Raw genomic sequence first — 25,824 nt, 5'->3', positions numbered from 1 at the left:
CTGTTCGGGCTGGACGCGGCCGGTGGGCTGGCCGCGCTGCGCGGCCTGCTGGCCCGCCCGCTGGCCTCCTACTACCTGCTGCTCTCCAGCGCCGGGCTGCTGCTGCTGATCGGCCTGACCATGGTCTTCTCGGCGACCAGCGTGAAGGACTACGCCGAGGACGGCGACGCCACCGCCTCCCTGGTCAAGCAGACGATCTTCGCGGTGATCGGCATCGTGGCGTTCTGGGCCTGCCAGCGGCTGCCCGCCCGCACCTTCCGGGCGCTGGGCCGGCCCGCGCTCGGCGTGGCCGTGGCGTTGCTGCTCATCCTCAATGTGCTGGTCGCGCTGGAGTCGCTGTTCCGGGTCAAATCGGTCGGCCCGCTGCACGCCGAGCTGCTCTGGCTCTACCTCGGGCCGATCCAGGTCCAGCCCGCCGAGCTGGCCAAGTTCGCGCTGGCGCTGTGGGGCGCGCACGTGCTGGTCCGCAAGGGGGCCGCGCTGGGCTGGTGGAAGGAGCTGGCCGCCCCGCTCTTCCCGGTGGTCGGCCTGCTCTTCGTGCTGGTCGGCTACAACGACCTCGGCAGCATGCTCTGCCTGCTGGCCCTGGTCGTCGGGCTGCTCTGGGCGGCCGGCGTTCGGCTGCAGGTCTTCGCTGCGCTCTCCGCGGTCGGCCTGGCCGGCGTCGGCCTGCTGGTCGCCGCCGCGTCCCTGGGCGCCGGCTCCGGCTCCCGGGACGCCGACAACTACCGGCTGGCCCGGCTCACCTCGTTCCTCGACCCGGCCAACTGCTCCCGGGACGACTGCTACCAGATCATGCAGGCGCGCAACGCGATCGAGCACGGCGGCTGGTTCGGGGTCGGGCTCGGCAAGAGCAGCTTCAAGTGGGACTGGCTGCCCGAGGCGCACAACGACTTCATCTTCGCGATCATCGCGGAGGAGCTGGGCGTGGTCGGCTGCACCGTGGTGCTGGTGCTCTTCGCCGTGCTGGCGTACACCGGGCTGCGGATCGCCCGGCGGGTGGAGGACCCGTTCCGCCGGCTCGCCGCCGCCGGCGTCACCGCCTGGCTGGTCGGCCAGGCGGTGATCAACATCGGTGGGGTCACCGGCCTGCTGCCGCTGACCGGCGTGCCGCTGCCGTTCATCTCCGACGGCGGCAGCGCCCTGGTGGTCACCCTGGCGGCGATCGGGATGCTCGCCTCGTTCGCCCGCGCGGAGCCGGACGCGGCCCGAGCCCTGCATGCCCGTCCGCCGGCCCGGTGGGTCCGACTAGTCTGGGCCCCGTTGCCGCCGCTTCCCGGCCGGCGACGCCGCCCGGCGTCGCCACCGGGCGACCGTGGGTCCGTACCCCGGTCCCGGGCGCGGCGGGAGGACGACCAGGCCGCGACCCGCGGCGCCCGGCCGAGCCGGACGCGCGCCGGCACGGCGAGCGAGAGGAGGCGCTGATGGGTCCGCTGCGTTCGGTGGTGCTCTGCGGAGGAGGCACGGGTGGGCACATCTACCCGTTGCTCGCGTTCGCCGACTGCCTGCGCCGACACGACCCGGGCGTCCGGATCACCTGCCTCGGCACTCCGAAGGGCCTGGAGAACGAGCTGATCCCGCCGGCCGGCTATGACCTGCGGCAGATCCCGGCCTACCAGCTGCCCCGCTCGGTGAACATGAGCCTGGTCCGCACCCCCGACCGGATGTGGAAGGCGGCCCGCGCGGCGGGCAAGGTGATCGACGAGGTGCAGGCCGACGCCGTGGTCGGTTTCGGCGGGTACGTCTCCGTCCCCGGCTACCTCGCCGCCTGGCGGCGCGAGCTGCCGATCGTCATCCACGAGGTGAACGTGCCGCCGGGCGTGGCGAACCGGCTCGGGATGAAGTTCACCAAGAACATCGCGGTGGGCTTCCCGCACCAGCCGGTGCAGGCCGAGTCGCTGCGCGACGCCCGGGTGGTCGGCGTGCCGCTGCGGCGGGGGATCGCCGGGCTGGACCGGGCGGCCATGCGGAACGCCGCACGCGCCCACTTCGGACTCCGCCCCGACCTGCCGGTGCTCTTCGTAGCCGGCGGCTCGCAGGGCGCCCGCTCGATCAACCTGGCGGTCTCCGGGGCGGCCAAGGAGCTGGCTCGCAACGGCGTGCAGGTGCTGCACGTCATCGGCGCCCGCAACGAGCCGGTCTCGGTCCCCACCGACCTGCCGGTGCCGTACGTGACCCTGCCCTACCTGTCCGAGATGGAGCTGGGCTACGCGGCCGCCGACCTGATGCTGGCCCGGGGCGGGGCGATGACCTGCGCCGAGGTGGCCGCGATCGGGCTGCCCGCCATCTACGTGCCGTACCCGCACAGCAACCAGGAGCAGAAGCGCAACGCACTGCCCGTGGTGGAGGCCGGGGGCGGGCTGCTCGTCGACGACGCCGAGCTGACCCCGGACTGGCTGGAGCGGACGGTCATCCCGCTGATCCGGGACCCGCAGCGGCTGGCCGCGATGGGCGCCGCCGCAGGCGCGTACGGGCGCCGCGACGGCGATGCCGCGCTGCTGAACTTCGTCTACGAGGCGGTGGCCCGATGATGCCGGCCACCGCGACGGGAAGGTACTCGGAATGAACACCGCGCAGTTCACCCCCGCCGGCACGCTGACCGCGGAGGACCTGGGCCGGATCCACCTGATCGGGGTGGGCGGGGTCGGCATGAGCGGCCTGGCCCGGCTCTTCCTCACCCGGGGGCTGCCGGTCTCCGGCAGCGAGCTGCGGGAGTGGCCGTCCCTGGCCGGCCTGCGGGCGCTCGGCGGCACGATCCACATGAGCCACGAGGTGTCCAACCTCGACGGCGTGGACACCGTGGTCTACTCCTCGGCCATCCCGCAGGACCACCTGGAGATGGTCGAGGCGCGCCGGCGCGGGCTGCGGGTGCTGCACCGCTCCGAGGCCCTGGCGGCGGCGATGACCGGCCGGCGGACGGTGGCGGTCGCCGGCACCCACGGCAAGACCACCACCACCTCGATGGTGACCATGGTGCTCCAGCAGGCCGGCGCCGACCCGTCCTTCGTGATCGGCGGGGAGATCTCCGAGGTGGGCTCCGGCGCGCACCACGGCACCGGCGAGTACTTCGTGGTCGAGGCGGACGAGAGCGACCGCTCCTTCCTGATCTACCGGCCGTACGTCTCGATCATCACCAACATCGAGGCGGACCACCTCAACACGTACGGCGACCTGGCGAACCTGGAGGCGACGTTCGCCGAGTTCGCCCGGCTCACCGACCCGGACGGGTTCATCATCACCTGCGCCGACGACGCGGGCGGCCGGCGGCTGGCCGCGACGCTGCGCGCCGAGGGCCGCCGGGTGTGGACGTACGGCGAGTCGCCCGACGCCGACCTGCGGCTGAGCGAGATGACCTCCTCCGCGCAGGGGGTGCGCTACCTGGCCGAGATCGATGGCCGCTCGCTGGGCGAGATCCGGCTGCCGCTCCCGGGCCGGCACATGGGGCTCAACAGCGCCTCCGCGGTGCTCGCCGCGTACCTGCTGGGGCTGCCGGTCGAGGCGGCGGAGGCCGCGCTGGGCGCGTTCCCCGGCGTCCGGCGGCGCTTCGAGCGCAAGGGCGTCGCGGACGGCGTGCTGGTCTACGACGAGTACGCGTACCACCCGACCTCGATGACGCTGGCCCTGCAGACGCTGCGCGAGGTGGCCGGCGAGGGCCGGTTGATCGTGGTCTTCCAGCCGTACCGGCTGTACCGCACCCGGGACCTGCAGGCCGAGATCGCCGCGGCGCTCGGCATCGCCGACGAGCTGGTGCTGCTCGAGGTCTTCGGCCCGGGTGAGCTGCGCCAGCCCGGCGAGGGCTCGGCCGCGCTGATCGAGGCGGTGCCGCTGCCGGCCGACCGCAAGGTCTTCGTCGACTCGTGGGACGAGGTGCCGGCCGAGGTGGCCCGCCGGGCCCGACCGGGCGACGTCGTGGTGACCATGGGCGCGCCGCCCATCTCGCTGATGGGCGACCAGCTGCTCGACGCGCTGCTGGCCCGGACCGGCGGCGCGACGGCCATGGGCGCCGCCGTCGACACGGACGGCGCGGCCGCCACGGCCGGATGAGTCCCGGCCCGGCCCGGGGCCGGACACCCGGCCCGGACGGCGGCGCCGGCCGGCGCGGACCGGTGCGGCGCTGGCAGCTGGTCCGGGCCGGCACCGACGCGGTCCCGCCGTCCACCCGCCGGTTCATGGCCCGGGCGCGGCAGCGCCGGATGCGGGCCGCCCTGCCCTGGGCGGTCACGGTCGGGGTGCTCGCGCTGACCGGGCTGGTCGCCTGGACCGTGCTGGGCACCGGCCTGTTCGGCGTCCGCGAGGTCCGGGTGGTCGGCGCGAAGCTGGTCACCCCGGTCGAGGTGCGGGACGCGGCGGCGGTCCCGGACGACCAGCCCCTCGCCCGGGTGGACCTGACGGCGACCGCCCGGCGGGTCGGCGCGCTGGCGCCGGTGGAGCGCGCGTCGGTGTCCCGGGACTGGCCGGGCACGCTGGTGATCCGGGTGGTGGAGCGGACGGCCGTGGCGGCGGTGCCGCAGGGGGAGCAGTTCGCCGTGATCGACCGCGCCGGCGTGGTCTTCCGGACCGTGCCCCGGGCCCCGGACGCGCTGCCGCTGGTCCAGGTCGGCCGGCCGGGGCCGGACGACCCGGGCACCCGGGCGGGGCTGGCGGTGCTCGCCGTGCTCAGCCCGCAGCTCCGCGCCGAGCTGGTCTCGGTGGACGTGGCCGGGCTGGCCCGGATCACGCTGCGGCTGCGGCACGACCGGACGGTGGTCTGGGGGGACGCCACCCGGGGGGCGGACAAGTCGCGGGTGGCGACCGCGCTGCTCGGTCGGCAGGCCGACACCATCGACGTGAGCGCGCCGGACGTGGTCACCTTCCAGTGATCCGCCGGGCAGCGGGGGTGTCCGGCGGCGGGCGGAACGTGACTCGTCCCGCTATGGGCGGCGACACGCCGGGCGGGTCCTTGGCTCTCGGCGTGGAGGCGCTTACGTTGCCCCGAAGAGGATCAGTGGTTGACATAACTGTAAGCCTCTAGTAGAGGGTGAGGGTTTCGACCCACGCCCTCGCTGGGAACTGCGTCGACCGCCGGTCTGGCCAAGCCGTGTGGGGTCGGCCCATGCCAATCTCGAAGGGAAAGGACCGGAGATGACACCTCCGCACAACTACCTGGCGGTCATCAAGGTCGTCGGCATCGGGGGTGGCGGCGTGAACGCCGTCAACCGGATGATCGAGGTTGGGCTCAAGGGCGTCGAGTTCATCGCGATCAACACCGACGCGCAGGCGCTGCTGATGAGCGACGCCGACGTCAAGCTCGACGTGGGCCGGGAGCTGACCCGGGGGCTCGGCGCCGGGGCGAACCCGGACGTCGGCAAGAACGCCGCCGAGGACCACCGCGACGAGATCGAGGAGGTGCTCAAGGGCGCCGACATGGTCTTCGTGACCTGCGGCGAGGGCGGCGGCACCGGCACCGGCGGCGCGCCGGTGGTGGCGAACATCGCCCGCAAGCTCGGCGCGCTGACCATCGGCGTGGTGACCCGGCCGTTCTCGTTCGAGGGCAAGCGCCGCCAGGTGCAGGCCGAGTCCGGCATCGACGAGCTGCGCAACCAGTGCGACACGCTGATCGTCATTCCGAACGACCGGCTGCTCGCGCTCGGCGACCGCAACATCTCCATGATGGACGCCTTCCGGACCGCCGACCAGGTGCTCCTCTCCGGTGTCCAGGGCATCACCGACCTGATCACCACCCCGGGTCTGATCAACCTGGACTTCGCCGACGTCAAGAGCGTGATGAGCGGCGCGGGCAGCGCGCTGATGGGCATCGGCAGCGCCCGCGGCGAGAACCGCGCGGTCGAGGCGGCCGAGGCGGCCATCTCCAGCCCGCTGCTGGAGCAGAGCATGGACGGCGCCCGCGGCGTGCTGCTCTCCATCGCCGGCGGGTCCGACCTGGGCCTGTTCGAGATCAACGACGCCGCGCAGCTGGTCACCGACGCGGCCCATCCGGAAGCCAACATCATCTTCGGCGCGGTGATCGACGACGCGCTCGGCGACGAGGTCCGGGTCACCGTGATCGCGGCCGGCTTCGACGGGGGCACGCCCGCCTACAAGGCGGCCGAGCCGACCCGCAAGCCGAACCAGAACCAGCCGGCGCAGTCCGGCACGCCGGTCGCGCCGCCGGCCACCACGGCGGCGCCGCAGCAGTCGCCGCGCCGGGTGCTCTTCGACGACGTGGACGTGCCGGACTTCCTCAAGAACGGCTCCTGAGCCGCGCCGATGACGGAGACACCAGCCACGGTACGACCGGACCGGCGTGCCGAGCTCACGGCCGGGCTCGCCCGGGTGCGGGCCCGGATCGCCGACGCCTGCGCCGCCGCCGGCCGGGACCGCGCCGAGGTCACCATGATCGCGGTGACCAAGACCTACCCGGCCGGCGACGTGGTCGCGCTGGCGGCGCTCGGCGTCGCCGACATGGGGGAGAACCGCGACCAGGAGGCGGCCGCCAAGGCCGCCGAGGTGGCGGCGGCCGGGGTGACGCCGCGCTGGCACTTCATCGGCCAGTTGCAGCGCAACAAGTGCCGCTCGGTGGTCCGGTACGCCGACGTCGTGCAGTCGGTCGACAGCGTCCGGCTGGCCGGGGCGCTGGACGCCGCGGCGGCGGCCAGCCCGGACCGGGACCGGCCGCTGGACGTGCTGGTCCAGGTCAGCATCGACGGGGACCCGGCCCGGGGCGGGGCGCTGCCGGACTCGACCGACCCGGACCGCGGCCTCGGCCCGGTGGCGGAGGCGGTGGCCGGCGCGGGGGCGCTGCGGCTGGGCGGGCTGATGGCGGTGGCGCCGCTGGGCTGGGAGCCGGAGCGGGCGTTCGCCCGGCTGGCCGAGGTGGCGGAGTGGTTCCGCCGGCGGCATCCGGCGGCGACCATGCTGTCGGCCGGAATGAGCGGGGATCTGGAAATCGCGATCGGGTACGGCGCGACACATGTCCGCGTCGGCAGCGCGTTGCTCGGAATGCGCCGCACGCTGCGGTAGCCTGACCGCGAAAGAAGCAAATTACATCAGTGTTGTTAGGAACGGCATCCCGTTGTCGGGGGCCATGGCGGGCGGACCGCGAATCGCGCGCCAGGGGATTGCCGATCCGGTCCGGTGGGCATCGTTGTCCACTAGTGATCAAGCGATACGGCACGGGGGCGCGTGCCGCACGGCGGACGGAAGGGCGCGGGATGGGTGCACTGCGCAAGGCGGGGGTCTGGCTCGGTCTGGTCGAAGAGGACGACGAGCGGGCCTACGAGGACGGTGGCTACGACAAGGGTGGCTACCGTGACTCGCGCTACCGGTCGAGTCGTTACTCCGAGGAGTTCGCCGACGAGGAGGACGACGAGTCCGAGGAGCCGCCGGCGACGCGGTCCCGGGTCGGCGACCGGGGTCGGCTGACCGAGCGCGCCTCGAGTCGCGCGGCGGAGGCCGACCGCGCCGAGAGCGAGCGGCCGGAGCGGGTCGAGCGGTCGAGCGTCCGGTCGATCACCCGGTCGGGGGCCGGGGAGACGTCGGGCGCGCTGACGTACCACACCCGGGACAACCTCGCCCTGGCGCCGCAGGTCCAGCCCCGCGAGCGGGCCGTGGTGGCGGAGGAGGAGCAGCGCTACCAGATCACCACGCTGCACCCCACCACCTATCGGGAGGCGCGCACCATCGGCGAGCACTTCCGCGACGGCGTGCCCGTGATCATCAACCTCACCGAGATGGACGAGGCGGACGCCCGCCGACTGGTCGACTTCGCCGCCGGGCTGGCGTTCGGACTGCGCGGTACGATCGAGCGCGTGACCAACCGGGTGTTCCTGCTCTCACCGGCCAATGTCCAGGTCACCGCGGAGGACAAGGCCAAGATTGCTGAGGGCGGCTTTTTCAGCCTGAGCTAGCCCGCCCGACCGAGGGACGTCGCCTGCCGTGTTGTCGATCCTGTTCCAGGTGCTGTATCTGCTCACCTATTTCTTCCTGCTTGTGCTTCTGGCCCGATTTGTCCTTGGGGCCGTCCTCGCATACGGTCGCCGCTGGCAACCGGGCCGTGGAGCATCGGCGGGACTGGAATTGGTGTGGAGCGTCACTGATCCGCCTCTGCGGACGTTGAGGCGTGTGATCCCTCCGCTGCGGATTGGTACCGTGAGCATCGACCTGGCTTCCCTTGTGCTCCTGGTTATCCTGTTCGTGCTGATGGAGTTCGTGTTAGACCGGCTGATCAGGAACTTCTCCTGACCAGCGCGCGCTTTCGCGGCCGCAACTGACCCGAGGAGTTTCGATGCCGCTGACCCCGGCCGACGTACACAACGTCGCCTTCAAAAAGCCGCCGATCGGCAAGCGGGGGTATGACGAGGAGGAGGTCGACGCCTTCCTGGACGAGGTCGAGCGCGAGCTCGCCCGTCTGATCGAGGAGAACAACGAGCTGCGCGCCCAGGTGGAGCGCGGCGGTCGCGGCCCCGCCCCCGCCGGTCCCGGCGGCGACCCCCGTCTCGCGGCCGAGCTCAACGACGTCAAGGCCCAGCTGGACCGGGTGCAGCGCGACAAGGCGGCCGCCGAGCAGGCGGCCCGGGCGATGCAGGCCGAGCTGGAGCAGGTCCGCGCCCAGGGCGGCCCGGCCGTCGGCGGTGACGGCGAGCAGCAGGCGCTGCGGGTGCTGATGATGGCCCAGCGCACCGCCGACGACCACGTGTCGGACGCCCGTCGCGAGGCCGACCAGCTGCTCTCCGAGGCCCGTTCCAAGGCCGAGGAGGTCACCCGCGAGGCCCGCGCCAAGGCCGACGCGCTGGAGCGCGACGCCCGCCAGCGGCACCAGGAAGCCATGGGCGGCCTCGACGCCAAGCGCACCGCGCTGCAGAAGCACATCGAGGAGCTCAAGCAGTTCGAGCGGGAGTACCGCACCCGGCTCAAGGCGTACCTGGAGAGCCAGCTGCGGGACCTCGACGGCCGGGCCCAGGGCCTGGAGGCCGAGGTCAACCGCACCGAGGGCAATCGCTCCGGTGGTGGCAACAACGGCCTCGCCGCCGCCAGCCTCGCCGGCTCGTACGGTGGCGGTCGCTCGGGCTCGCTGGAGCCCGGCCGCTGATCCCGCCGTCGGCGGCCGTCCCCGCGATGGCCGCCGACCGTTCGCAGACCGACCCGATGCGGCGGGGGTGAGCCGTGACAGTCGCCAGCATCCTGCTCATCCTCGTCGCCGCCGTGCTCCTGGTGGCCGGGTTGGCCGGCGGGTCAAGCCCGCTGCTGATCACCTCCATCGCGGCCAGCCTGCTGGCCGCCGTCGCCCTCGTCGTGGGTGCCCGCCAGGCAGCCGCCACCCGGGCGGCGACCGGCCGGACGCGTCCGGCCGGGCCGGCAGGGCCGCGCATGGCGTACGGCGCGGGCGTCGGGCAGCCAGAGATTCCGCTGCAGCACGTCCCTCCGACGGTTGGCACCGGGTGGCGGCAACCACCCGGTGCGCCGTCGGGCTCCGACCTGCGGCCACGGCCGGCCCCGGGGCCCGGCGCCGACGAGCCGCTCGACGAACCGGACGCCCAGCAGGTCCGGCCCGACGACGAGGCGCTCGTCGCCCGACTGGCCACCCCGGTCCACGTGGTGCAGGGCCGGCCGCGGTACCACCTCGCCAGTTGCCCGCACCTGCTCGACCGGGTGCCGTCCCGGATTCCGGTGGCCGAGGCGGTCGAGCTGGGCTTCACCCCGTGCGCCCGGTGCGCCCCGGCCACCGCGCTGCTCGCCGACTCGCGACCGAGCTGAGTGCCGGTTCCCATGGACGACACGCTCACCGTCGCGGTACGGGTGAAGCCCGGCGTCTCCCGGGCCCGGGTCGGCGGCCGCTTCGACGGTCCGCACGGGCCGGCCCTGGTGATCGCCGTGAACGCCCCGGCGGTCGACGGCCGGGCCACCGAGGCGGCCCGCCGCGCCCTCGCGGACGCGCTCGGCGTCCGGGCGGCGGCGGTCTCGCTGCGCACCGGCGCGGCCAGCCGCGACAAGCTCTTCCTGGTCGAGCGCCCGCCGTCGGAGCTGCCCGGGGTGCTGCGCCGGCTGCGCGACGGATCGGCCGAGTGACGGCAGACCGGGCCGGCCGCGGATGACCCCCGGGCTGGATCTCGCGCTGCTGCTCGGCGCGGCCGTCCTGCTGGTGGCGGTGGGCGCGGTGCGCTTCTCCACCCGGCTCGGGGTGCCCAGTCTCCTGGTCTACCTCGCGCTCGGGGTGGCGATCGGCGAGGCGGGCCTGGGGATCCGCTTCGACGACGTCGAGCTGACCCGGGTGCTCGGGTTCTGCGCGCTCATCGTGATCATCGCGGAGGGCGGGCTGAGCGCCCGGTGGAGCACCCTGCGTCCGGTGCTCGGGCTGGCCGCCGCGCTCTCCACGGTCGGCGTGGTGGTCAGCATCGTGGTCGTCGGGCTGGTCGTGCACCTGCTGCTCGGCCTGGACTGGCGGTTGGCGCTGCTCTACGGCGCGGTGCTCTCCTCCACCGACGCGGCGGCCGTCTTCGCCACCCTGCGCCGGCTGCGCCTGCCGCCCCGGCTGGTGGCCACCCTGGAGGCCGAGTCGGGCATGAACGACGCCCCGGTGGTGATCCTGGTGGTGCTGCTGTCCCGGGCCGCTCCCGCCGCCCACCCCTGGTGGTACGAGGTCCTCCTGGTCGGGTACGAGCTGGGCGCCGGCGCGGCGGTCGGGGTGGCGGCCGGGATCGCCGGTCGGTGGGCGCTGCGCCGGGCCGCGCTGCCCTCGGCGGGCCTCTACCCGATCGCGGTGGTCGGCTTCACCGTGCTCGCGTACGCCGCCGGAGCGGTGCTGCACGCCTCCGGCTTCCTCGCCGTGTACGTCGCCGGGGTGCTGCTCGGCAACGCCCGGCTGCCGCACCGCCAGGCCATCCTGGGCTTCGCCGACGGGCTGGCCTGGCTGGCCCAGATCGGCCTCTTCGTGCTGCTCGGCCTGCTGGTGTCGCCGGGCCGGCTGGACGCCGCGGTGCTGCCGGCGGTGGTGGCCGGCCTGGCCCTGGTGCTGGCCGCCCGGCCGCTGTCGGTGGCGGTCTCCGCGCTGCCGTTCCGGTTCAACCTGCGCGAGCAGGCGTTCCTGTCCTGGGCCGGGCTGCGCGGCGCGGTGCCGATCGTGCTGGCCACCATCCCGCTCTCCGAGCGGGTCCCGGGCGCGGAGCAGCTCTTCGACGCGGTCTTCGTGCTGGTGGTGATCTTCACGCTGGTGCAGGCCGGGACCCTCGCCCCGGCGGCGCGCCGGCTCCGGGTGACCGCTCCGGCCGAGGCGGCCGAGATCCGGGTCGAGACGGCCCCGCTGGAGCGGATGCGGGCGGACCTGCTCCAGCTGGAGGTGCCGCCGGGCTCCCGGCTCGGCGGGGTGCACGTGGACGAGCTGCGGCTGCCGGTGGGCGCCTCGGTGACCCTGGTGCTGCGCGACGGGTCGGGTTTCGTGCCCGGGCCGGACACCCGGTTGAAGGTCGGCGACAGTCTGCTCATCGTCGCCGCCGCTGGGGTCCGGGACGAGGTGGAGCGGCGGTTGCGGGCGGTCAGCCGCCGGGGCCGGCTGGCCCGGTGGTTTGGCGAGTACGGCGAGGACCGGGACGAATAATCTGCTAGCGTTCCCTTTGCCCTAATTGGTGGCTGTTCGGGGCTGAATCGCGGAGCAACGGTGCGGCACGTTGTCGGACGCCTGTACGTTCCGTATTCTTGCCACCCTCCGGAGTGCGCGGCCCTGGTCGCCGTGCGCCCGTTTCGTACATGGGGGACGCCGAGGCCGGTGGCCCCTGCCCAGGCACCGCACCGCCGACCGCCGCGCATCCCGCGGCCGAGGGAGCTGACGATGGCGAAGCCAGCCGATACCAGGACCGCCGGCCGCAAGCCGGTGGCGAAGGCCACCCGCAGCGCGGCGGAGACCGAGAAGATCCGGGCGGCCCTGGCGGCCCGGCGGGACGAGCTGCGAGCCGAGTACGATCAGACGCTGAGCGAGATCACCGAGCTGCAGCGCGACCGGCTGACCGACTCGGCCGGGGACGACCAGGCCGACACGGGCACCAAGACGTTCGAGCGCGAGCAGGAGATCTCACTCGCCAACAGCATTCTGGAACGGATCACGCAGGTCGAGCGGGCCCTGGAGCGGCTCGACGAGGGTGGTTACGGCTGGTGCGAGCGGTGCGGCAACCCCATCCCGGTGGAGCGGCTCGCCGCCTTCCCGTCGGCCACCCTCTGCGTGACCTGCAAGCAGCTGGAGGAGCGGCGCTAGGCCCGCTCCCCGGCGGCGGAGTGGAGACGGTGAGCGATCACCGCCGAGAGCGTCGATGGGGAGCAGATGACCGCAGCACCGCCCGCCGGAGCCGGCACCGCTGAGTCGGGCGGCGGCACGCCCCGACGTCGGGCGGTCGGGGTCCTCCTCGGCGTCGCCCTGGTCGCGCTCCTGGCCGACCTGGTCACCAAGCAGCTCGCGCTCAGCGCGCTCACCGGCCGGGGGCCGGTATCGCTGCTCGGTGGCGCCGTCTACCTGACGCTGACCCGCAACAGCGGGGCGGCGTGGAGCATCGGCTCCGACCACACCTGGGTATTCCCGCTGATCACCATCGGGGTGATCGGCTGGATCGCCTGGATGGCCGTGCGGTTGCGGTCGGTGCCGTGGGCGGTCTCCCTCGGCCTGGTGCTGGGCGGGGCGCTCGGCAACCTCACCGACCGGATCTTCCGCGCGCCCGGCCACTTCATCGGGCACGTGGTCGACATGATCAGCCTCTTCGACCCGTACGGGCAGGTCTGGCCGGTGTTCAACCTGGCCGACAGCTCGCTGGTCTGCGGCGTGCTCCTCGCCGTGCTGCTGGAGCTGACCGGCCGGCAGCGCGACGGCCGCCGGGCCGGCGACGAGCCGACCGCCGTGGCGGAGTCCGGCGACGGGGCAACCGCCGGCAGCGAGCAGCGGGGGCGGGCATGACCTCGGCCTTCGCCGCCGGCGGCGACCACCGCTCCCTGCCCGTGCCGGACGGCCTCGACGGGATGCGGCTGGACCAGGCCGTGTCCCGGCTCTTCGGGCTCTCCCGGACGGCCGCCGCGGCGCTGGTCGACGCCGGGGACGCGCTGGTCGACGGCACCGTCCGGGCCAACTCGCACAAGGTCAAGGCCGGCTCCTGGCTGGAGGTGACCCTGCCCGCCCCGGTCGCCCCGCCGACCGTGGTCCCGCAGGCCGTGCCCGGCCTGACCGTGGTCTACGCCGACGACGACATCGTGGTGGTGGACAAGCCGGTCGGCGTCGCCGCCCATCCCAGCCCCGGCTGGACCGGCCCGACGGTGATCGGCGCCCTCGCCGCGATCGGCCACCGGATCTCCACCAGCGGCGCCGCCGAGCGCCAGGGCGTGGTGCACCGGCTCGACGTGGGCACCACCGGGATCATGGCGGTGGCCAAGAGCGAGCAGGCGTACACCGCGTTGAAGCGGGCCTTCAAGTACCGCGAGGTGGAGAAGCGCTACCACGCCGTGGTGCAGGGCCACCCGGACCCGCTGCGCGGCACCATCGACGCGCCGATCGACCGGCACCCGCACCACGACTACCGCTGGGCGGTGGTCACCGGGGGCAAGCCGAGCATCACCCACTACGACACGCTGGAGGCGTTCCCGGCGGCGAGCCTGCTCGACGTCCGGCTGGAGACGGGACGCACCCACCAGATCCGGGTGCACTTCTCGACCCTGCGCCACCCGTGCGTCGGGGACATCACGTACGGCGCCGACCCGACCCTCTCGGCCCGGCTCGGGCTGAGCCGGCAATGGCTGCACGCCCGCTCGCTGAGCTTCGCGCACCCGCGTACCGGCGACGAGGTGACCTTCGTCAGCGAATACCCGGAGGACCTGGCGCGCGCGCTGGAGATCCTGCGCGACTGACCCCGCCGCGCCGACTTACCGACCGCCCGACGAGGGGATGACCCGTGCCCGCCGACCGACCGCCGCGCCCGCGCCCTGGGCCGTCGAGGTCCGCGGTGCTGACCTGGGTGGCGCTGCTCTGCGCGGTCGCGGTGCTGTTCGCCGCCGCCCGGGCCGGGCAGCGCGAGCCGGTGGGCGACCGCACCGTCGGCGAGGTCACCCGGGTCGGCGTGGCGGCCGGCGACCCGGTGCCGGCGTACCTGCGCGTCGCCGCCGACGAGCTGGCCCGGCTGACCGACCCCACCGGACCGGCGCCCGGCACGTACGCGCTGGTCTCCTTCTCGGCGTACCTGACCCCGCAGCGGGTCGCGGCGACGCTCGGCGCGACGCCGGTCTCGGCGGTGGTGGCCCGGGTACCGCTGCCCGGCCGGCAGACCGAGATCGTCCGGATGGCCGCGCTGCGCGTACCGCAGGACGTGGTCGCCGGGATGGCCGAGGTGGCCGCCCGCAAGGACGGGGAGGCCGCCGACTACCGGGCGCGCGCCGCCGCCCCGGCCGCGTCCGCCGACGCCGAGCTGCGCCGGCTGTACGACACCGGCGCGCGGGTCGCGGCCGAGGAGGCCGCGGCGTACCGGTCGGCGTGCGCCTGCGTGTACGCGGCGGTGACCCGCGCCACGTCGGTCGCGCTGCGCGGCCTGGCCGCCCGGCCCGGGGTGCGGGCCGTCGACCCGGCCCCGGAGGTGAGCCGGCTGGACCGGACGGTCTTCACCCCACCGCTGCCCGAGCAGCGTGACGTCGCCCGGCCGCCGGCCGACGCGGGGCTGGCGCCCGCCACGCCGGCCGGGAGCGCCCCGGCGGTGGCCGATTCGTCGGAAGCCGCACCGACGGTGAGCGACTCCTCACCGGGCTCCGCCGGGTCCACACCGGGCGGAACGCCGCCCAGCACCGCCCCGACCTCCCCGGACGCGGCCGGCGGGGGTTCACCGGGGGCTCACCGGTGAGTATGCCCACCGGGGGATGTGCGCGGACAGGTGTGGTCCGAATAGGGTTTCGTTCGTAGCCTGTCAGGCGGAGATCGATGTGGCTGGGGAGGGCGAGCCTTGGACGGCAGCGAAACCGGCTGGGGTCGGCAGGCTGAGCCGGCACCGCGGTGGCGGGCGCTGCTCGACCGGGCCCGGCTCGGCCGCGGCGCGGAGCAGGCCGAGGTCGACCGCCGCGCCGAGGAGCCGGCCGCGCCGCCTCCCGAGGCGCCGCCCCGGCGCGGCGAGGGCAACGGCTGGTCCGGGCGGGCGCGGGCGATCGGGCACCCCGCCGAGCTGTCGTACGGCGCCGAGCCGGCCTACCGCGTCGAGGCGACCTACAAGGTCGAGCCGGCCTACCGGGTGGACCCCGGGTACCAGGCCGAGCCGCGCTACCGGGCGGAGCCGGCCTACGGCGCTGAGCCGGCCTATCCGGCGGAGCCCGGCTACGCCGCGGAGCCGGCCTACCGGGCCGAGCCGCCGTACCGGGCGGAGCCCGAAGCGGGCTACCCCGACCGGGAGCCGCGCCGGGGGTCCGCCTCCGTCGAGTCCCGGTACGCGGCCCTGGACAACGGCTACCAGCACGAGCCCCCGCAGGTCGAGTCCCGGTACGCGCTGCTGGACAACGGCGGCTACCGGCCGGAGACGTACCAGCAGCCCGAGCCCGCCCACCAGCCGCCGGAGCCGGTCGCCCCGGCGCCGGCCGGGTACCAGCAGCCGGCGATCGCCGACTCCTACCCGGCCCGGATCGCGCCGGCCCGGGTCGAGTGGCGGGCCCCCGTCCCGGAGAGCGAGCTGGACCGGGCCGCCGGCGTGCTCCGCCGCGAGCTGGGCACCCCCCGGGTGCTCGCCTTCGCCAACCCGAAGGGCGGGGTGCACAAGACCACCGCCACCGTGCTCGCCGCCGCCACCGTGGGCAGCGTCCGCGGTCGCGGGGTGCTCGCCTGGGACGACAACGAGCTGCGCGGCACCCTCGGCCTGCGCGCCGGCAGCGCCCGGCACGCCCGGACCATCCGGCACCTGGTCCACGACCTCGCCCAGATCGAGATCCTGGAGGGCGAGACCCTGCTGGAGCACCTCGACGACTACCTGCGGCACGCCTCCGACGGCTCGTACGACGTGCTGGCCGGGGAGGAGAGCCCCCGGTTCGCCCAGCGGCTGGACCAGTTCACCGTCAAGCGGGTGCTGGAGCTGCTGCGGCGTACCCACGACGTGGTCTGCGTGGACACCGGCAACAACGTGGAGAGCTCGAACTGGCGGACCGTCATGCAGGCCGCCGACCAGCTCGTGGTGACCACCGTGCCGCGCGAGGACGCCGCGTTCAGCGCGGACTGGATGCTCGACCTGCTGCACGAGGTGGGGATGGGGGAGCTGGCCGACAACGCGGTCACCCTGATCTCCTGCCCGACACCGGGCCGCTCGTCGCTCCAGGACGACCTGGAGCGGCACTTCGCCACCCGGACCCGGGCGGTCGCCGTGGTGCCGTACGACCCGGCGCTGGAGACCGGCTCCTCGATCGAGTACCACCAGCTCCAGCCGGAGACCAGGCAGGCCTGGCTCAAGGCCGCCGCGGTGATGCTGGAGCCGTTCGCCCGCTGACCGCCACCGCCGCCCCACGACTGACCGCCGCCTGAGAGGATCATCGGGTGAGTTCGGACACCCCTGATCCCGAGCGGGCCGCGCACCGGCCCGGCGAGCCCGGTCGCGCCGGCGCCGAGCCCGAGCCCGGGCAGCCGGCCGGGTACCCACCCGCCGGCCTGCCGGTGCCGGCCGGCACCCCGGCCGGCGCGCCCGGCGCCGACCCGTTCGCCTGGGCCGGCCCGGGAGCCGAGCACCGCCCGGCGACGGTCGCCGGGCCCGGCGGGCCCGCCGTGACCGCCCGACCCGCCCCCGGGGTCCGCCGGACGGTCGGGCTGACGCTGGGGGTGGCGCTCCTGCTGGCCGTCCTGGGCGCCCCGCTGGGGCTGCTCTGGGCGGCCGTCGCGCCGGACATCCCGGTCGTGAAGACCGCCGAGGGGGCGATCTACGCCACGCCCCAGCCGGAGCAGCCGATCGCCGCCGACGGCTGGTTCAGCCTGCTCGGACTCGGCTTCGGCGTGCTCGCCGCAATCGCCCTGTGGTTCCTGCTGCGCCGCCGCCGGGGCCCGGTCGGGCTGCTCGCCGGCACGTTGGGCGGCCTCGGCGCGGCGGTGGTGGCCTGGCAGGTCGGCCGGCGGATCGGGCTCTCGACCTACCAGCGGCTGCTGGAGACCGCCCCGGACGGCCAGGCCTTCACCAAGCCGGCCGACCTGCGGGCCGGCGGATTGGAATGGTTCGTCGTCCCCTACGGCAACCTGCTGCTGCCCGCGTTCGGCGCCGCGGTGACGTACACCCTGCTGGCCGGCTGGTCGCGCTGGCCGTCGCTGCGCCCGGAGCCGCAGCTCTACGGGGCCTGGCCGCCGCCGGCGGCGACGGCGGCCGGTGGCTGGGGCGTCGGCCCGGCGGAGGGGCTCAGTTCGGCGCCGGCGGACCGGCCAGCTCGCTCAGCGGCACCGGAACCGCCCGGACCTGACGCAGCAGAGCCGCCTCGCGGTTGAGCAGTCGCAGCTCGGCGCGGAGCCGGCCGGCGGTGTCGTCGATGTCGAGCAGCCGCTGCCGGTCGGCGACCGTCAGCGCGGCGGTGGCCGCGACCAGGTGCGACAGCACCGTCGGGTCCTCCGGCAGCTGCTCGGAGATCTCCTGCGGGTCCGGCCGGATCAGTCCCAGGTACTGCCGGAAGACCGAGATCACCCGGGCGGCGAGCAGGTCGGCGACCTCGTCCGTGCCGGTCGGCTCGGGCAGCCACTCCACCGCTGCGGTGAGGTACGGCGCCGAGCGGTCGTCGACGTCGGCGATCCGGAACCGCCGCCGGCCGACGGTGACGATGTCGAAACCGCCGTCGGCCAGCTCGGTGACCTGCCGCAGCTCGGCGGTGCAGCCCACCTCGTGCAGCGTCACGTCCCCGCCGCCGGGCGTCGGGGTGACCTCCCAGCCGGCCCGGATCGCCACCACGCCGAACTCGCGCGGCGCCCCCTCGGGCAGCCCGACCAGGTGGCGCACCAACTCCCGGTAGCGCTCCTCGAATATGTGCAGCGGCAGCACCAGCCCCGGGAAGAGCACCGTTCCGAGCGGAAACACCGGCAGCCGCGCAGTCACGCGTCGAGCGTAGTGCGGTTTCCACTGAAGGATCCAGACGACGAGGCATGAACCGCGGTCGACATCCCCCGTACGACACTTTGCCAACGGCGGGCAACGCGGCGGCGTTCATCGACAGCGCCTCAGTTCGATCGAGACCCGTCGGCGTGTCCCGGCTCACCGTCCCGGCGTACGGGCGGCGCGGGTCGGCTCCGGACGGGCCGCCTAGACTCGCAAGGGTGCTGAATCGGATCGACCTGCGCGGCGGGGTGCGTGACCCACGCCACCTGCTGCCCCGTGCCCAGCTCGACGTGTCGGTGGCCGTCGAGCGGATCCGCCCGCTGGTGGAGGCGGTCGGGGAGCATGGTTACCCGGCGATCCGGGAGGCGAGCGAGCGGTTCGACGGCATCTCCCCGGAGCGCCTGCGGGTGCCCGCCGAGGCGATCAAGGAGGCCGAGGGGACCCTCGACCCGCAGGTCCGCGCCGCGCTGCTGGAGTCGATCACCCGGGCCCGCAAGGTCCACGCCGACCAGCGGCGCACCGACCACACCACGCAGGTGGTGCCCGGCGGCACGGTGACCGAGCGCTGGGTGCCGGTCGACCGGGTCGGCCTGTACGTCCCGGGCGGCCTGGCGATGTACCCGTCGACCGTGGTGATGAACGTGGTCCCCGCCCAGGCGGCCGGGGTCCGCTCCCTGGTGGTGGTCAGCCCGCCGCAGCGGGACAACGGCGGCCTGCCCGACCAGCGTGTCCTCGCGGCCTGCGCGCTGCTCGGCGTCGACGAGGTCTACGCCGTCGGCGGCGCCCAGGCGGTGGCGATGCTCGCGTACGGCGCGACCGTCGACCCGGACGGCGCGGAGCGCTGCGACCCGGTCGACATGATCACCGGCCCGGGCAACATCTGGGTGACCGCCGCGAAGCGGCTGCTGCGCGGCGTGGTCGGCATCGACGCCGAGGCCGGCCCGACCGAGATCGCCATCCTCGCCGACGACACCGCCGACCCGGCGCACGTCGCCGCCGACCTGATCAGCCAGGCCGAGCACGACCCCCTGGCCGCCAGCGTGCTGGTCACCCCGTCGGTCGCCCTCGCCGACGCGGTCGAGCGGGAGCTGGCCCGGCAGGTGCCGGCCACCAAGCACGTCGAGCGGGTCACCACGGCGCTCACCGGCGAGCAGAGCGGCATCGTCCTGGTCGACGACCTGGCCGACGGGCTGCGGGTGGTCGACGCGTACGCGGCCGAGCACCTGGAGATCCAGACCGAGAACGCCCGGGAGTGGGCACTGCGGGTCCGCAACGCCGGGGCGATCTTCGTCGGCGCCTGGTCGCCGGTGTCGCTCGGCGACTACTGCGCCGGCTCCAACCACGTGCTGCCCACCGGCGGCTGCGCCCGGCACTCCTCGGGCCTGTCGGTGCAGTCCTTCCTGCGCGGCGTCCACCTGGTGGAGTACACCCGGGACGCGCTGCGCGACGTCGCCCCGCACGTGGTCATCCTGGCGACCGTGGAGGACCTGCCGGCGCACGGCCAGGCGGTCAGCGCCCGCTTCGCCGAGGAGAGATCGTGACGACGCTGGACGACCTGCCGCTCCGCGACGACCTGCGCGGGCTGAAGCCGTACGGGGCGCCGCAGCTCGACGTGCCGGTGCGGCTGAACACCAACGAGAACTCCTACCCGGTGCCCGAGCCGGTGGTGGACGCGATCGGCAAGGCCGTCGCGGCCGAGCTGCGCGACCTCAACCGCTACCCGGACCGGGACGCCGTGGCGCTCCGCGCCGACCTGGCCGGCTACCTGGGCCACGGGCTCACCGTCGACCAGGTCTGGGCGGCCAACGGGTCCAACGAGATCCAGCAGCAGCTGCTCCAGGCGTTCGGCGGCCCGGGGCGGACCGCGCTCGGGTTCACCCCGGCGTACTCGATGCACCCGCTGCTGGCGCTCGGCACCGGCACCGGCTGGATCCCGGCCGCGCGCGGCGCCGACTTCGGGCTGACCGCCGCCGACGCGGTGGCCCAGGTCCGCGCGCACCGCCCGGACGTGGTCTTCCTCTGCTCGCCGAACAATCCGACCGGCACCGCCCTCGACCCGGCGGTGGTCGCGGCGGTGCTCGACGAGGCGCCCGGCATGGTGGTGGTGGACGAGGCGTACGCCGAGTTCGCCCGCCCCGGCACGGTCAGCGCCCTGGCGGTGCTGTCCGGCCACCCACGGCTGGTGGTCACCCGGACGATGAGCAAGGCGTTCGGCTTCGCCGGCGGGCGGCTGGGCTACCTGGCCGCCGACCCGGCCGTGGTGCAGGCGGTCCAGCTGGTCCGGCTGCCGTACCACCTCTCCGCGCTCACCCAGGCCGCGGCCCGGGCGGCGCTGGCGCACCGCGACGCCCTGCTCGGTACGGTCACCGCGATCATGGCGCAGCGCGACCGGATCGTCGGCGAGCTGCGCGCCCGGGGCCACCGGGTCGCCGACAGCGACGCCAACTTCGTGCTCTTCGAGGTGGGCGGCGACCAGGCCGCCGCCTGGCGCATCCTGCTCGACGCCGGCGTGCTGGTCCGCGACGTCGGCCTGCCCGGCTGGCTGCGGGTCACCGCCGGCACCCCCGCCGAGACCGACGCCTTCCTCTCAGCGATGGAGAAGGTCCGTGAGCGCGAGGAGTGAGCCGCTCTCGCGAGCCCCGCAGTCGCGAACGAAAGGTTGCACAGCATGAGCCGGACCGCCCGGGTGGAGCGGATCACCAAGGAGACCAAGGTCCTCGTCGAGATCGACCTCGACGGCACCGGCAAGTCCGAGATCGAGACCGGCGTCGGCTTCTACGACCACATGCTCAACCAGATCGCCCGGCACGGCGGCTTCGACCTGACCGTGCGCACCGTCGGCGACCTGGAGATCGACGCCCACCACACCATGGAGGACACCGCGCTCGCCCTGGGCGCCGCGTTCGACCAGGCGCTGGGGGACAAGGCCGGCATTCGGCGGTACGGCTCGGCCACCGTCCCGATGGACGAGGTCCTGGTCCGGGCCGCGGTCGACCTCTCCGGCCGGCCGTACGTGCTGCACGACGAGCCGGCGCTCGCGCCGTACATCGGGCCGGTCTACCCGACCAGCATGACCCGGCACATCTGGGAGTCGTTCGGCCAGGCGGCCCGGATCACCCTGCACGTGGACGTGCTGCGGGCGGCCCGGCCCGGCGGCCACCCGGACGCCCACCACGTGGTCGAGGCCCAGTTCAAGGCGGTCTCCCGCGCGCTGCGCGAGGCCACCGCGATCGACCCGCGCAACGCCGGGGCGATCCCCAGCACCAAGGGCGCGCTCTGATGAGCGCGCGGAGCGCAGCGCAGCGGAGCACCGCAGTCGCGAATGAAGGATGGCACTGATGAGCGCGAGGAGCGCAGCGCAGCGGAGCACCGCAGTCGCGAATGAAGGACGGCACTGATGGGGACCGTGCTGTTGATTCTGGCCGGCGTGCTGGTCGGCGGGACCTGGTCGTTGCAGAAGCAGGGCGCGGCGCGGGCCGCGGTGGTGGTCACCGGGGTGCTGGCCGCGCTGGCCACCGCCGGCGGGCTGCTCTGGCTGCTGCCCGGGGAGGGCTGATGACCACGCGGATCGTGGTGCTCGACTACGGCTCGGGCAACCTGCGTTCGGCCGAGCGCGCCCTGGAGCGGGCCGGCGCGGACGTCACGGTGACCGACGACCTGGCCGCCGCCGCCGAGGCGGAGGGCCTGGTGGTGCCGGGGGTGGGCGCGTTCGCCGCCTGCATGGCGGGGATCGAGGCGCTCGGCGCCGGTCCGGTGATCGCCGAGCGGGTGGGAGCCGGCCGTCCGGTGCTCGGCATCTGCGTCGGCATGCAGGTGCTCTTCGAGCACGGTGACGAGCACGGCGTGGTGACCAAGGGGCTCGGGCTGCTACCCGGCGGGGTGACGAAGCTGCCCGCCGAGCGGCTGCCGCACATGGGCTGGAACACGGTGCGGCCACCGGAGGGCTCGGTGCTGTTCGCCGGTCTGCCCGCCGACAGCCGGTTCTACTTCGTCCACTCGTACGGGGTGAACGACGTGGCCGGGCTGGCCGCCGCGGGCGCGAAGGTCACCACCGCGCACCACGGCACCGACTTCGTGGCGGCCGTGGAGCGGGGCCCGTTGTCGGCCGCCCAGTTCCACCCGGAGAAGTCGGCGGACACCGGCGCCGCGCTGCTGCGCAACTGGCTCGCCACCCTGTGAGCGCGAGGAGCGAGCCGGGTCTGCGAGCCCCGCAGTCGCGAACCATGGTGGGCCGGTGAGCAAGGAGCGGGCCCGCCGTCGGGCGGCCCGCCAGGCCGAGCTGGAGGCCGAACGCGCCGTCCGCCGCCGCCGGGTGGCCCGCCGGGAGCGCCGTCGCGCCGTCGTACGCCGGCTGACGCCGAAGGTGCGGCGGGGCCGCACCGGCCGGCTGGCCCGGCACACCCGGGGCGAGCGGGCCGCGATCGTGCTGCTCACCGGGGCGACGCTGGCCGGGATCTGGTATTTCGTGGACGACCTGGCGCTGCGACTGGCGTTGATCGTGTTGTTACTGCTGGTCCTGCCGGCGATCGTGGTGATCGCCCTGGACCGTCGTACCTGAAGCGAGGAGAAGAGCGTTGAGCCTCATCCTGTTGCCCGCCGTGGACGTCGCCGACGGCCAGGCCGTCCGGCTCCTGCAGGGCGCCGCCGGTAGCGAGACCACCTACGGGGACCCGCTGGAGGCCGCGCTGGCCTGGCAGTCCGACGGCGCGGAGTGGATCCACCTGGTCGACCTGGACGCCGCGTTCGGCCGGGGCACCAACGCGCACCTGCTCGCCGAGGTGGTGCGGCAGCTCGACGTCAAGGTCGAACTCTCCGGCGGGATCCGGGACGACGAGTCGCTGCACGCGGCGCTGGGCACCGGCGCGGCCCGGGTCAACATCGGCACCGCCGCGCTGGAGGACCCGGAGTGGTGCGACCGGGTCTGCGGCGAGTACGGCGACCGGGTGGCGATCGGGCTGGACGTGCGGGGTCGTACCCTCTCGGCGCGGGGCTGGACCCGCGACGGCGGTGACCTGTACGAGGTGCTGGAGCGGCTCGACAAGGCCGGTGCCTCCCGCTACGTGGTCACCGACATCACCAAGGACGGCACGATGCGCGGGCCGAACCTGGACCTGCTGCGCGAGGTCTGCTCCCGCACCGACGGCCCGGTGATCGCCTCCGGCGGCGTCTCGACGCTCGACGACCTGCGCGCGCTGGCCGGCCTGGAGCCCGTCGGCGTGGAGGGCGTGATCACCGGCAAGGCGCTCTACTCGGGCGCGTTCACCGTGGCCGAGGCGCTGGAGACGCTGCGGGCCGCCGGGTGACGGCCGTCGCGGGGGACGGCGCGGCCGTGACCCGGCTCGGTTCGGGTGGCCCGTGGGAGGCCGTCTACGGCTACTCGCGGGTGGTCCGGGCCGGGAACCTGGCCTGGACGGCGGGTTGCACGTCGACCGTCGACGGCCGGGTGGCGCACGTCGGGGACGCCGCGGCGCAGACCGCCCAGGCGCTGCGGATCGGCCTGGACGCGCTGGCCGAGGTGGGCGCGGAGCTGGCCGACGTGGTCCGGACCCGGATGTACGTGACCGACCGGAGCTACGCCGACGAGGTGGGCCGGGCGCACAACGCGGTCTTCGGGGCGGTCCGCCCGGCGGCGACGATGGTGGTGGTGGCCGGGCTGATCGACCCGGAGCACCTGGTGGAGGTCGAGTTGGAGGCCTGGCTCGGCGACCGGTGACCCCGGCCGCCCCGACCGGACGGCGGGTGGGCGCGGTCACACCACCACCCCGATCGGTTGTGCACAACTTTATTGGACGCTACGGTTTTCGACGTGACCGATGATCTGGTGCTGCGCCGGCAGGTGTGCTTCGCCCTCTACGCGGCGTCGCGCGCCCTCACCGACGTCTACCGGCCCATCCTCGACGAGCATGGGCTGACCTACCCGCAGTACCTGGTCCTGCTGGTGCTCTGGGAGCGCGGCGACGAGGCCCCCACGGTCTCCGAACTCGGCGCCCAGCTCCGGCTCGACTCCGGCACCCTCTCCCCGCTGCTCAAGCGCCTCGAGGCGGCGGGCCTGGTGGTCCGCAGCCGCTCGGCACGCGACGAGCGCCGGGTGGAGGTGGGCCTCACCGAGCGGGGCCGGGAGCTGCGGCAGCGGATGGACGAGGTGCCGCTGCGGGTCGCCCGCGCCACCGGCCTCACCGAGGCCGAGCTGATCAACCTGCGCGACACCCTCACCCGGGTCACCGAGACGATCCACCGACAGAAGGAGCAGTGACATGCAGGTGCTCTACACCGCCTCCGCCCGCGCCACCGGCGACGGCCGGGACGGCCACGTCCGCACCTCGGACGGCACGTTCGACCTGGACCTGGCGATCCCGAAGGAGATGGGCGGCGCCGGCGGCGCGGCCAACCCCGAGCAGCTCTTCGCCGCCGGCTACGCGGCCTGCTTCCACTCCGCGCTGCGGCTGGTCGCCCGCCGGGCCAAGGCCGACGTCAACGGCTCGGTCGTCGAGGCCGAGGTGGGCATCGGCCCGAACGGCAGCGGTGGCTTCGGCCTGACCGTCGCCCTCGTGGTCGACCTGCCCGCCGTCGAGCGCGCCGCCGCCGAGCAGCTGGTCGAGGCCGCCCACCAGGTCTGCCCGTACTCGAACGCGACCCGTGGCAACATCGAGGTCGCCCTCACCGTCCGCGAGGCCGCGTCGGCCTGAGCGCCGGCCACAGCCCCGACCCCTCGCGTACGAAAGGACGAACTCCGATGAGCGCCAACCGTGAGATCCACCTGGCCTCCCGCCCCCAGGGCTGGCCGACGGCCGAGAACTTCCGCCTCGTCACCACCGAGGTGCCCACCCCGGGCCCGGGCCAGATCGTGGTCCGCAACCAGTTCATGTCGGTCGACCCGTACATGCGGGGCCGGATGAACGACGTCAAGTCGTACGTGCCGCCGTTCCAGCTCGACGCCCCGCTCGACGGCGGCGCGATCGGCGAGGTGGTGGCCAGCGAGGCCGAGGGGATCAAGCCCGGCGACACCGTCCTGCACGGGCTGGGCTGGCGGGAGTACGCGCTGCTCGACGAGAAGGCGGCCCGCAAGGTCGACCCGAGCCTGGCGCCGGTGAGCGCGTACCTGGGCGTGCTCGGCATGACCGGCCTGACCGCGTACGCCGGTCTGCTCGACGTGGCCGCGATGAAGCCCGGCGAGACCGTCTTCGTCTCCGGCGCGGCCGGCGCGGTGGGCAGCATGGTCGGCCAGATCGCCAAGCTCCGGGGCGCCTCCCGGGTGATCGGCAGCGCCGGCTCGGCGGCCAAGGTCGAGCGGCTCAGGGCGCTCGGCTTCGACGCCGCCTTCGACTACCACGACGGGCCGGTGCGCGACTCGCTGAAGGCCGCCGCCCCGGACGGCATCGACGTGTACTTCGACAACGTCGGCTCCGAGCACCTGGAGGCCGCGATCGGCGCGCTGAACCTGCACGGCCGGGTCGCCATCTGCGGCATGATCGCGCAGTACAACTCCAGCGAGCCGCCGGCCGCGCCGCGCAACCTGGCGCTGGTCATCGGCAAGCGGCTAACCCTGCGCGGCTTCCTGGTCAGCGACCACGGCCACCTGCGCGACCAGTTCGTCCAGGAGATGTCCGGCTGGCTGCGCGACGGCAGGATCTCGTACGACGAGACGATCGTCGACGGCATCGAGAACGCCCCGGATGCGTTCCTCGGCGTGCTGCGCGGCGAGAACCTGGGCAAGATGCTCGTCCGGGTGTGACCCGGAACTCGGTCACGGCGGTCGGCCCGGTCGGGTCGGCCGCCGTGCCGTTCGCGTTGGATAGGCTCG

Annotated in this window: 30 protein-coding genes; 29 read left to right on the top strand and 1 reads right to left on the bottom strand. The window is 74.5% G+C overall.

Annotated features, from left to right (window positions below; translation table 11 throughout):
- Nucleotides 1-27 precede the first annotated feature (27 nt).
- The 18 genes from ACTWO6_RS24045 to ACTWO6_RS23960 all read left to right on the top strand — a co-directional run bounded on the left by ACTWO6_RS24045 (nucleotide 28) and on the right by ACTWO6_RS23960 (nucleotide 17,425).
- Entirely contained in the window at nucleotides 28-1,425 is a 1,398-nt protein-coding gene (locus tag ACTWO6_RS24045) for an FtsW/RodA/SpoVE family cell cycle protein (RefSeq protein WP_446220746.1), read from the top strand.
- Complete coding sequence (gene murG / locus ACTWO6_RS24040; RefSeq protein ID WP_446216057.1) at nucleotides 1,425-2,531, top strand: undecaprenyldiphospho-muramoylpentapeptide beta-N-acetylglucosaminyltransferase; 1,107 nt, start codon at nucleotides 1,425-1,427, stop codon at nucleotides 2,529-2,531. The genes ACTWO6_RS24045 and murG overlap by 1 nt, the downstream gene beginning before the upstream one ends.
- 31 nt (nucleotides 2,532-2,562) lie before the next feature.
- Nucleotides 2,563-4,044 (top strand): UDP-N-acetylmuramate--L-alanine ligase, encoded by a 1,482-nt coding sequence (gene murC / locus ACTWO6_RS24035; protein ID WP_446216056.1) that lies wholly within the window; start codon nucleotides 2,563-2,565, stop codon nucleotides 4,042-4,044.
- Nucleotides 4,041-4,859 carry a cell division protein FtsQ/DivIB gene (locus ACTWO6_RS24030; RefSeq protein WP_446216055.1) on the top strand — a complete coding sequence of 273 codons (819 nt, stop codon included), beginning with the start codon at nucleotides 4,041-4,043 and terminating at the stop codon, nucleotides 4,857-4,859. Before murC ends, ACTWO6_RS24030 begins: the two co-directional genes overlap by 4 nt.
- Before the next feature lie 262 nt (nucleotides 4,860-5,121).
- Nucleotides 5,122-6,237, top strand: a complete 1,116-nt coding sequence (gene ftsZ / locus ACTWO6_RS24025) for a cell division protein FtsZ (RefSeq protein ID WP_446216054.1) — start codon at nucleotides 5,122-5,124, stop codon at nucleotides 6,235-6,237.
- Nucleotides 6,238-6,246: 9 nt separating this feature from the next.
- The gene (locus ACTWO6_RS24020) at nucleotides 6,247-6,999 is read left to right on the top strand and encodes a YggS family pyridoxal phosphate-dependent enzyme (protein ID WP_446216053.1); all 753 of its coding nucleotides are present in this window, start codon (nucleotides 6,247-6,249) and stop codon (nucleotides 6,997-6,999) included.
- Nucleotides 7,000-7,190: 191 nt separating this feature from the next.
- On the top strand, nucleotides 7,191-7,886 hold the full coding sequence (locus ACTWO6_RS24015; RefSeq protein WP_446216052.1) for a cell division protein SepF: 696 nt from the start codon (nucleotides 7,191-7,193) through the stop codon (nucleotides 7,884-7,886).
- A 28-nt stretch (nucleotides 7,887-7,914) separates the two neighbouring features.
- A complete protein-coding gene (locus ACTWO6_RS24010) occupies nucleotides 7,915-8,220 on the top strand; it encodes a YggT family protein (protein ID WP_130338386.1) in 306 nt (101 codons plus the stop codon).
- Between the two features lie 43 nt (nucleotides 8,221-8,263).
- On the top strand, nucleotides 8,264-9,067 hold the full coding sequence (locus ACTWO6_RS24005; RefSeq protein WP_446216051.1) for a DivIVA domain-containing protein: 804 nt from the start codon (nucleotides 8,264-8,266) through the stop codon (nucleotides 9,065-9,067).
- Between the two features lie 74 nt (nucleotides 9,068-9,141).
- Nucleotides 9,142-9,732: a hypothetical protein gene (locus ACTWO6_RS24000; protein WP_446216050.1), complete on the top strand. Its 591-nt coding sequence runs from the start codon at nucleotides 9,142-9,144 to the stop codon at nucleotides 9,730-9,732.
- A gap of 12 nt (nucleotides 9,733-9,744) precedes the next feature.
- The gene (locus ACTWO6_RS23995) at nucleotides 9,745-10,044 is read left to right on the top strand and encodes a DUF167 domain-containing protein (protein WP_446216049.1); all 300 of its coding nucleotides are present in this window, start codon (nucleotides 9,745-9,747) and stop codon (nucleotides 10,042-10,044) included.
- A 22-nt stretch (nucleotides 10,045-10,066) separates the two neighbouring features.
- The gene (locus ACTWO6_RS23990) at nucleotides 10,067-11,569 is read left to right on the top strand and encodes a potassium/proton antiporter (protein ID WP_446216048.1); all 1,503 of its coding nucleotides are present in this window, start codon (nucleotides 10,067-10,069) and stop codon (nucleotides 11,567-11,569) included.
- Nucleotides 11,570-11,800: 231 nt separating this feature from the next.
- Complete coding sequence (locus ACTWO6_RS23985) at nucleotides 11,801-12,220, top strand: TraR/DksA family transcriptional regulator (protein WP_007463005.1); 420 nt, start codon at nucleotides 11,801-11,803, stop codon at nucleotides 12,218-12,220.
- Between the two features lie 66 nt (nucleotides 12,221-12,286).
- Nucleotides 12,287-12,910, top strand: a complete 624-nt coding sequence (gene lspA, locus ACTWO6_RS23980) for a signal peptidase II (protein WP_446216047.1) — start codon at nucleotides 12,287-12,289, stop codon at nucleotides 12,908-12,910.
- The gene (locus ACTWO6_RS23975) at nucleotides 12,907-13,851 is read left to right on the top strand and encodes an RluA family pseudouridine synthase (RefSeq protein WP_130338374.1); all 945 of its coding nucleotides are present in this window, start codon (nucleotides 12,907-12,909) and stop codon (nucleotides 13,849-13,851) included. The genes lspA and ACTWO6_RS23975 overlap by 4 nt, the downstream gene beginning before the upstream one ends.
- A 95-nt stretch (nucleotides 13,852-13,946) precedes the next feature.
- Nucleotides 13,947-14,831 (top strand): hypothetical protein, encoded by an 885-nt coding sequence (locus tag ACTWO6_RS23970; protein ID WP_446216046.1) that lies wholly within the window; start codon nucleotides 13,947-13,949, stop codon nucleotides 14,829-14,831.
- Nucleotides 14,832-14,930: 99 nt separating this feature from the next.
- On the top strand, nucleotides 14,931-16,448 hold the full coding sequence (locus ACTWO6_RS23965; protein ID WP_446216045.1) for an AAA family ATPase: 1,518 nt from the start codon (nucleotides 14,931-14,933) through the stop codon (nucleotides 16,446-16,448).
- 47 nt (nucleotides 16,449-16,495) lie between these two features.
- Nucleotides 16,496-17,425 (top strand): DUF2567 domain-containing protein, encoded by a 930-nt coding sequence (locus ACTWO6_RS23960; protein ID WP_446216044.1) that lies wholly within the window; start codon nucleotides 16,496-16,498, stop codon nucleotides 17,423-17,425.
- Here the strand turns inward: ACTWO6_RS23960 and ACTWO6_RS23955 are convergent.
- A complete protein-coding gene (locus tag ACTWO6_RS23955) occupies nucleotides 17,340-18,023 on the bottom strand; it encodes an LON peptidase substrate-binding domain-containing protein (protein ID WP_446216043.1) in 684 nt (227 codons plus the stop codon). The genes ACTWO6_RS23960 and ACTWO6_RS23955 overlap by 86 nt on opposite strands.
- Nucleotides 18,024-18,241: 218 nt before the next feature.
- Between ACTWO6_RS23955 and hisD the strand changes: the two genes are divergently transcribed.
- The 11 genes from hisD to ACTWO6_RS23900 all read left to right on the top strand — a co-directional run bounded on the left by hisD (nucleotide 18,242) and on the right by ACTWO6_RS23900 (nucleotide 25,755).
- On the top strand, nucleotides 18,242-19,564 hold the full coding sequence (gene hisD / locus ACTWO6_RS23950; protein WP_446216042.1) for a histidinol dehydrogenase: 1,323 nt from the start codon (nucleotides 18,242-18,244) through the stop codon (nucleotides 19,562-19,564).
- Complete coding sequence (locus ACTWO6_RS23945) at nucleotides 19,561-20,646, top strand: histidinol-phosphate transaminase (RefSeq protein ID WP_446216041.1); 1,086 nt, start codon at nucleotides 19,561-19,563, stop codon at nucleotides 20,644-20,646. Before hisD ends, ACTWO6_RS23945 begins: the two co-directional genes overlap by 4 nt.
- A 45-nt stretch (nucleotides 20,647-20,691) precedes the next feature.
- Nucleotides 20,692-21,303 carry an imidazoleglycerol-phosphate dehydratase HisB gene (gene hisB / locus ACTWO6_RS23940; RefSeq protein WP_446216040.1) on the top strand — a complete coding sequence of 204 codons (612 nt, stop codon included), beginning with the start codon at nucleotides 20,692-20,694 and terminating at the stop codon, nucleotides 21,301-21,303.
- A 117-nt stretch (nucleotides 21,304-21,420) separates the two neighbouring features.
- A complete protein-coding gene (locus tag ACTWO6_RS23935; protein WP_446216039.1) occupies nucleotides 21,421-21,579 on the top strand; it encodes a hypothetical protein in 159 nt (52 codons plus the stop codon).
- On the top strand, nucleotides 21,579-22,202 hold the full coding sequence (gene hisH / locus ACTWO6_RS23930) for an imidazole glycerol phosphate synthase subunit HisH (protein WP_446216038.1): 624 nt from the start codon (nucleotides 21,579-21,581) through the stop codon (nucleotides 22,200-22,202). The genes ACTWO6_RS23935 and hisH overlap by 1 nt, the downstream gene beginning before the upstream one ends.
- 55 nt (nucleotides 22,203-22,257) lie before the next feature.
- Nucleotides 22,258-22,581: a hypothetical protein gene (locus tag ACTWO6_RS23925; protein WP_446216037.1), complete on the top strand. Its 324-nt coding sequence runs from the start codon at nucleotides 22,258-22,260 to the stop codon at nucleotides 22,579-22,581.
- A gap of 16 nt (nucleotides 22,582-22,597) precedes the next feature.
- A complete protein-coding gene (gene priA / locus ACTWO6_RS23920) occupies nucleotides 22,598-23,326 on the top strand; it encodes a bifunctional 1-(5-phosphoribosyl)-5-((5-phosphoribosylamino)methylideneamino)imidazole-4-carboxamide isomerase/phosphoribosylanthranilate isomerase PriA (protein WP_446216036.1) in 729 nt (242 codons plus the stop codon).
- Nucleotides 23,323-23,736 (top strand): RidA family protein, encoded by a 414-nt coding sequence (locus tag ACTWO6_RS23915; protein ID WP_446216035.1) that lies wholly within the window; start codon nucleotides 23,323-23,325, stop codon nucleotides 23,734-23,736. The genes priA and ACTWO6_RS23915 overlap by 4 nt, the downstream gene beginning before the upstream one ends.
- A 93-nt stretch (nucleotides 23,737-23,829) precedes the next feature.
- Entirely contained in the window at nucleotides 23,830-24,276 is a 447-nt protein-coding gene (locus ACTWO6_RS23910; protein WP_446216034.1) for a MarR family winged helix-turn-helix transcriptional regulator, read from the top strand.
- 1 nt (nucleotide 24,277) lies between these two features.
- The gene (locus ACTWO6_RS23905) at nucleotides 24,278-24,709 is read left to right on the top strand and encodes an organic hydroperoxide resistance protein (RefSeq protein WP_446216033.1); all 432 of its coding nucleotides are present in this window, start codon (nucleotides 24,278-24,280) and stop codon (nucleotides 24,707-24,709) included.
- Nucleotides 24,710-24,756: 47 nt separating this feature from the next.
- On the top strand, nucleotides 24,757-25,755 hold the full coding sequence (locus ACTWO6_RS23900; protein WP_446216032.1) for an NADP-dependent oxidoreductase: 999 nt from the start codon (nucleotides 24,757-24,759) through the stop codon (nucleotides 25,753-25,755).
- Nucleotides 25,756-25,824: the final 69 nt, after the last annotated feature.

Source organism: Micromonospora sp. IBHARD004 (genome assembly GCF_052814115.1).
The sequence above is the reverse complement of the archived record's forward strand: the minus strand, read 5'-3'. Positions and strand labels throughout refer to the sequence as shown.

Excerpts from the sequence above, each read along its gene's own strand:
- ACTWO6_RS24020 (WP_446216053.1), top strand. The coding sequence starts at position 6,247 with ATGACGGAGACACCAGCCACGGTACGACCGGACCGGCGTGCCGAGCTC.
- ACTWO6_RS24005 (WP_446216051.1), top strand. The coding sequence starts at position 8,264 with ATGCCGCTGACCCCGGCCGACGTACACAACGTCGCCTTCAAAAAGCCG.
- ACTWO6_RS23900 (WP_446216032.1), top strand. The coding sequence starts at position 24,757 with ATGAGCGCCAACCGTGAGATCCACCTGGCCTCCCGCCCCCAGGGCTGG.
- murG (WP_446216057.1), top strand. The coding sequence starts at position 1,425 with ATGGGTCCGCTGCGTTCGGTGGTGCTCTGCGGAGGAGGCACGGGTGGG.
- hisH (WP_446216038.1), top strand. The coding sequence starts at position 21,579 with ATGACCACGCGGATCGTGGTGCTCGACTACGGCTCGGGCAACCTGCGT.
- ACTWO6_RS23905 (WP_446216033.1), top strand. The coding sequence starts at position 24,278 with ATGCAGGTGCTCTACACCGCCTCCGCCCGCGCCACCGGCGACGGCCGG.
- ACTWO6_RS23985 (WP_007463005.1), top strand. The coding sequence starts at position 11,801 with ATGGCGAAGCCAGCCGATACCAGGACCGCCGGCCGCAAGCCGGTGGCG.
- ACTWO6_RS23990 (WP_446216048.1), top strand. The coding sequence starts at position 10,067 with ATGACCCCCGGGCTGGATCTCGCGCTGCTGCTCGGCGCGGCCGTCCTG.
- ACTWO6_RS23935 (WP_446216039.1), top strand. The coding sequence starts at position 21,421 with ATGGGGACCGTGCTGTTGATTCTGGCCGGCGTGCTGGTCGGCGGGACC.
- ACTWO6_RS24015 (WP_446216052.1), top strand. The coding sequence starts at position 7,191 with ATGGGTGCACTGCGCAAGGCGGGGGTCTGGCTCGGTCTGGTCGAAGAG.
- hisB (WP_446216040.1), top strand. The coding sequence starts at position 20,692 with ATGAGCCGGACCGCCCGGGTGGAGCGGATCACCAAGGAGACCAAGGTC.
- ACTWO6_RS23975 (WP_130338374.1), top strand. The coding sequence starts at position 12,907 with ATGACCTCGGCCTTCGCCGCCGGCGGCGACCACCGCTCCCTGCCCGTG.
- ACTWO6_RS23995 (WP_446216049.1), top strand. The coding sequence starts at position 9,745 with ATGGACGACACGCTCACCGTCGCGGTACGGGTGAAGCCCGGCGTCTCC.
- lspA (WP_446216047.1), top strand. The coding sequence starts at position 12,287 with ATGACCGCAGCACCGCCCGCCGGAGCCGGCACCGCTGAGTCGGGCGGC.
- murC (WP_446216056.1), top strand. The coding sequence starts at position 2,563 with ATGAACACCGCGCAGTTCACCCCCGCCGGCACGCTGACCGCGGAGGAC.
- ACTWO6_RS24030 (WP_446216055.1), top strand. The coding sequence starts at position 4,041 with ATGAGTCCCGGCCCGGCCCGGGGCCGGACACCCGGCCCGGACGGCGGC.
- ftsZ (WP_446216054.1), top strand. The coding sequence starts at position 5,122 with ATGACACCTCCGCACAACTACCTGGCGGTCATCAAGGTCGTCGGCATC.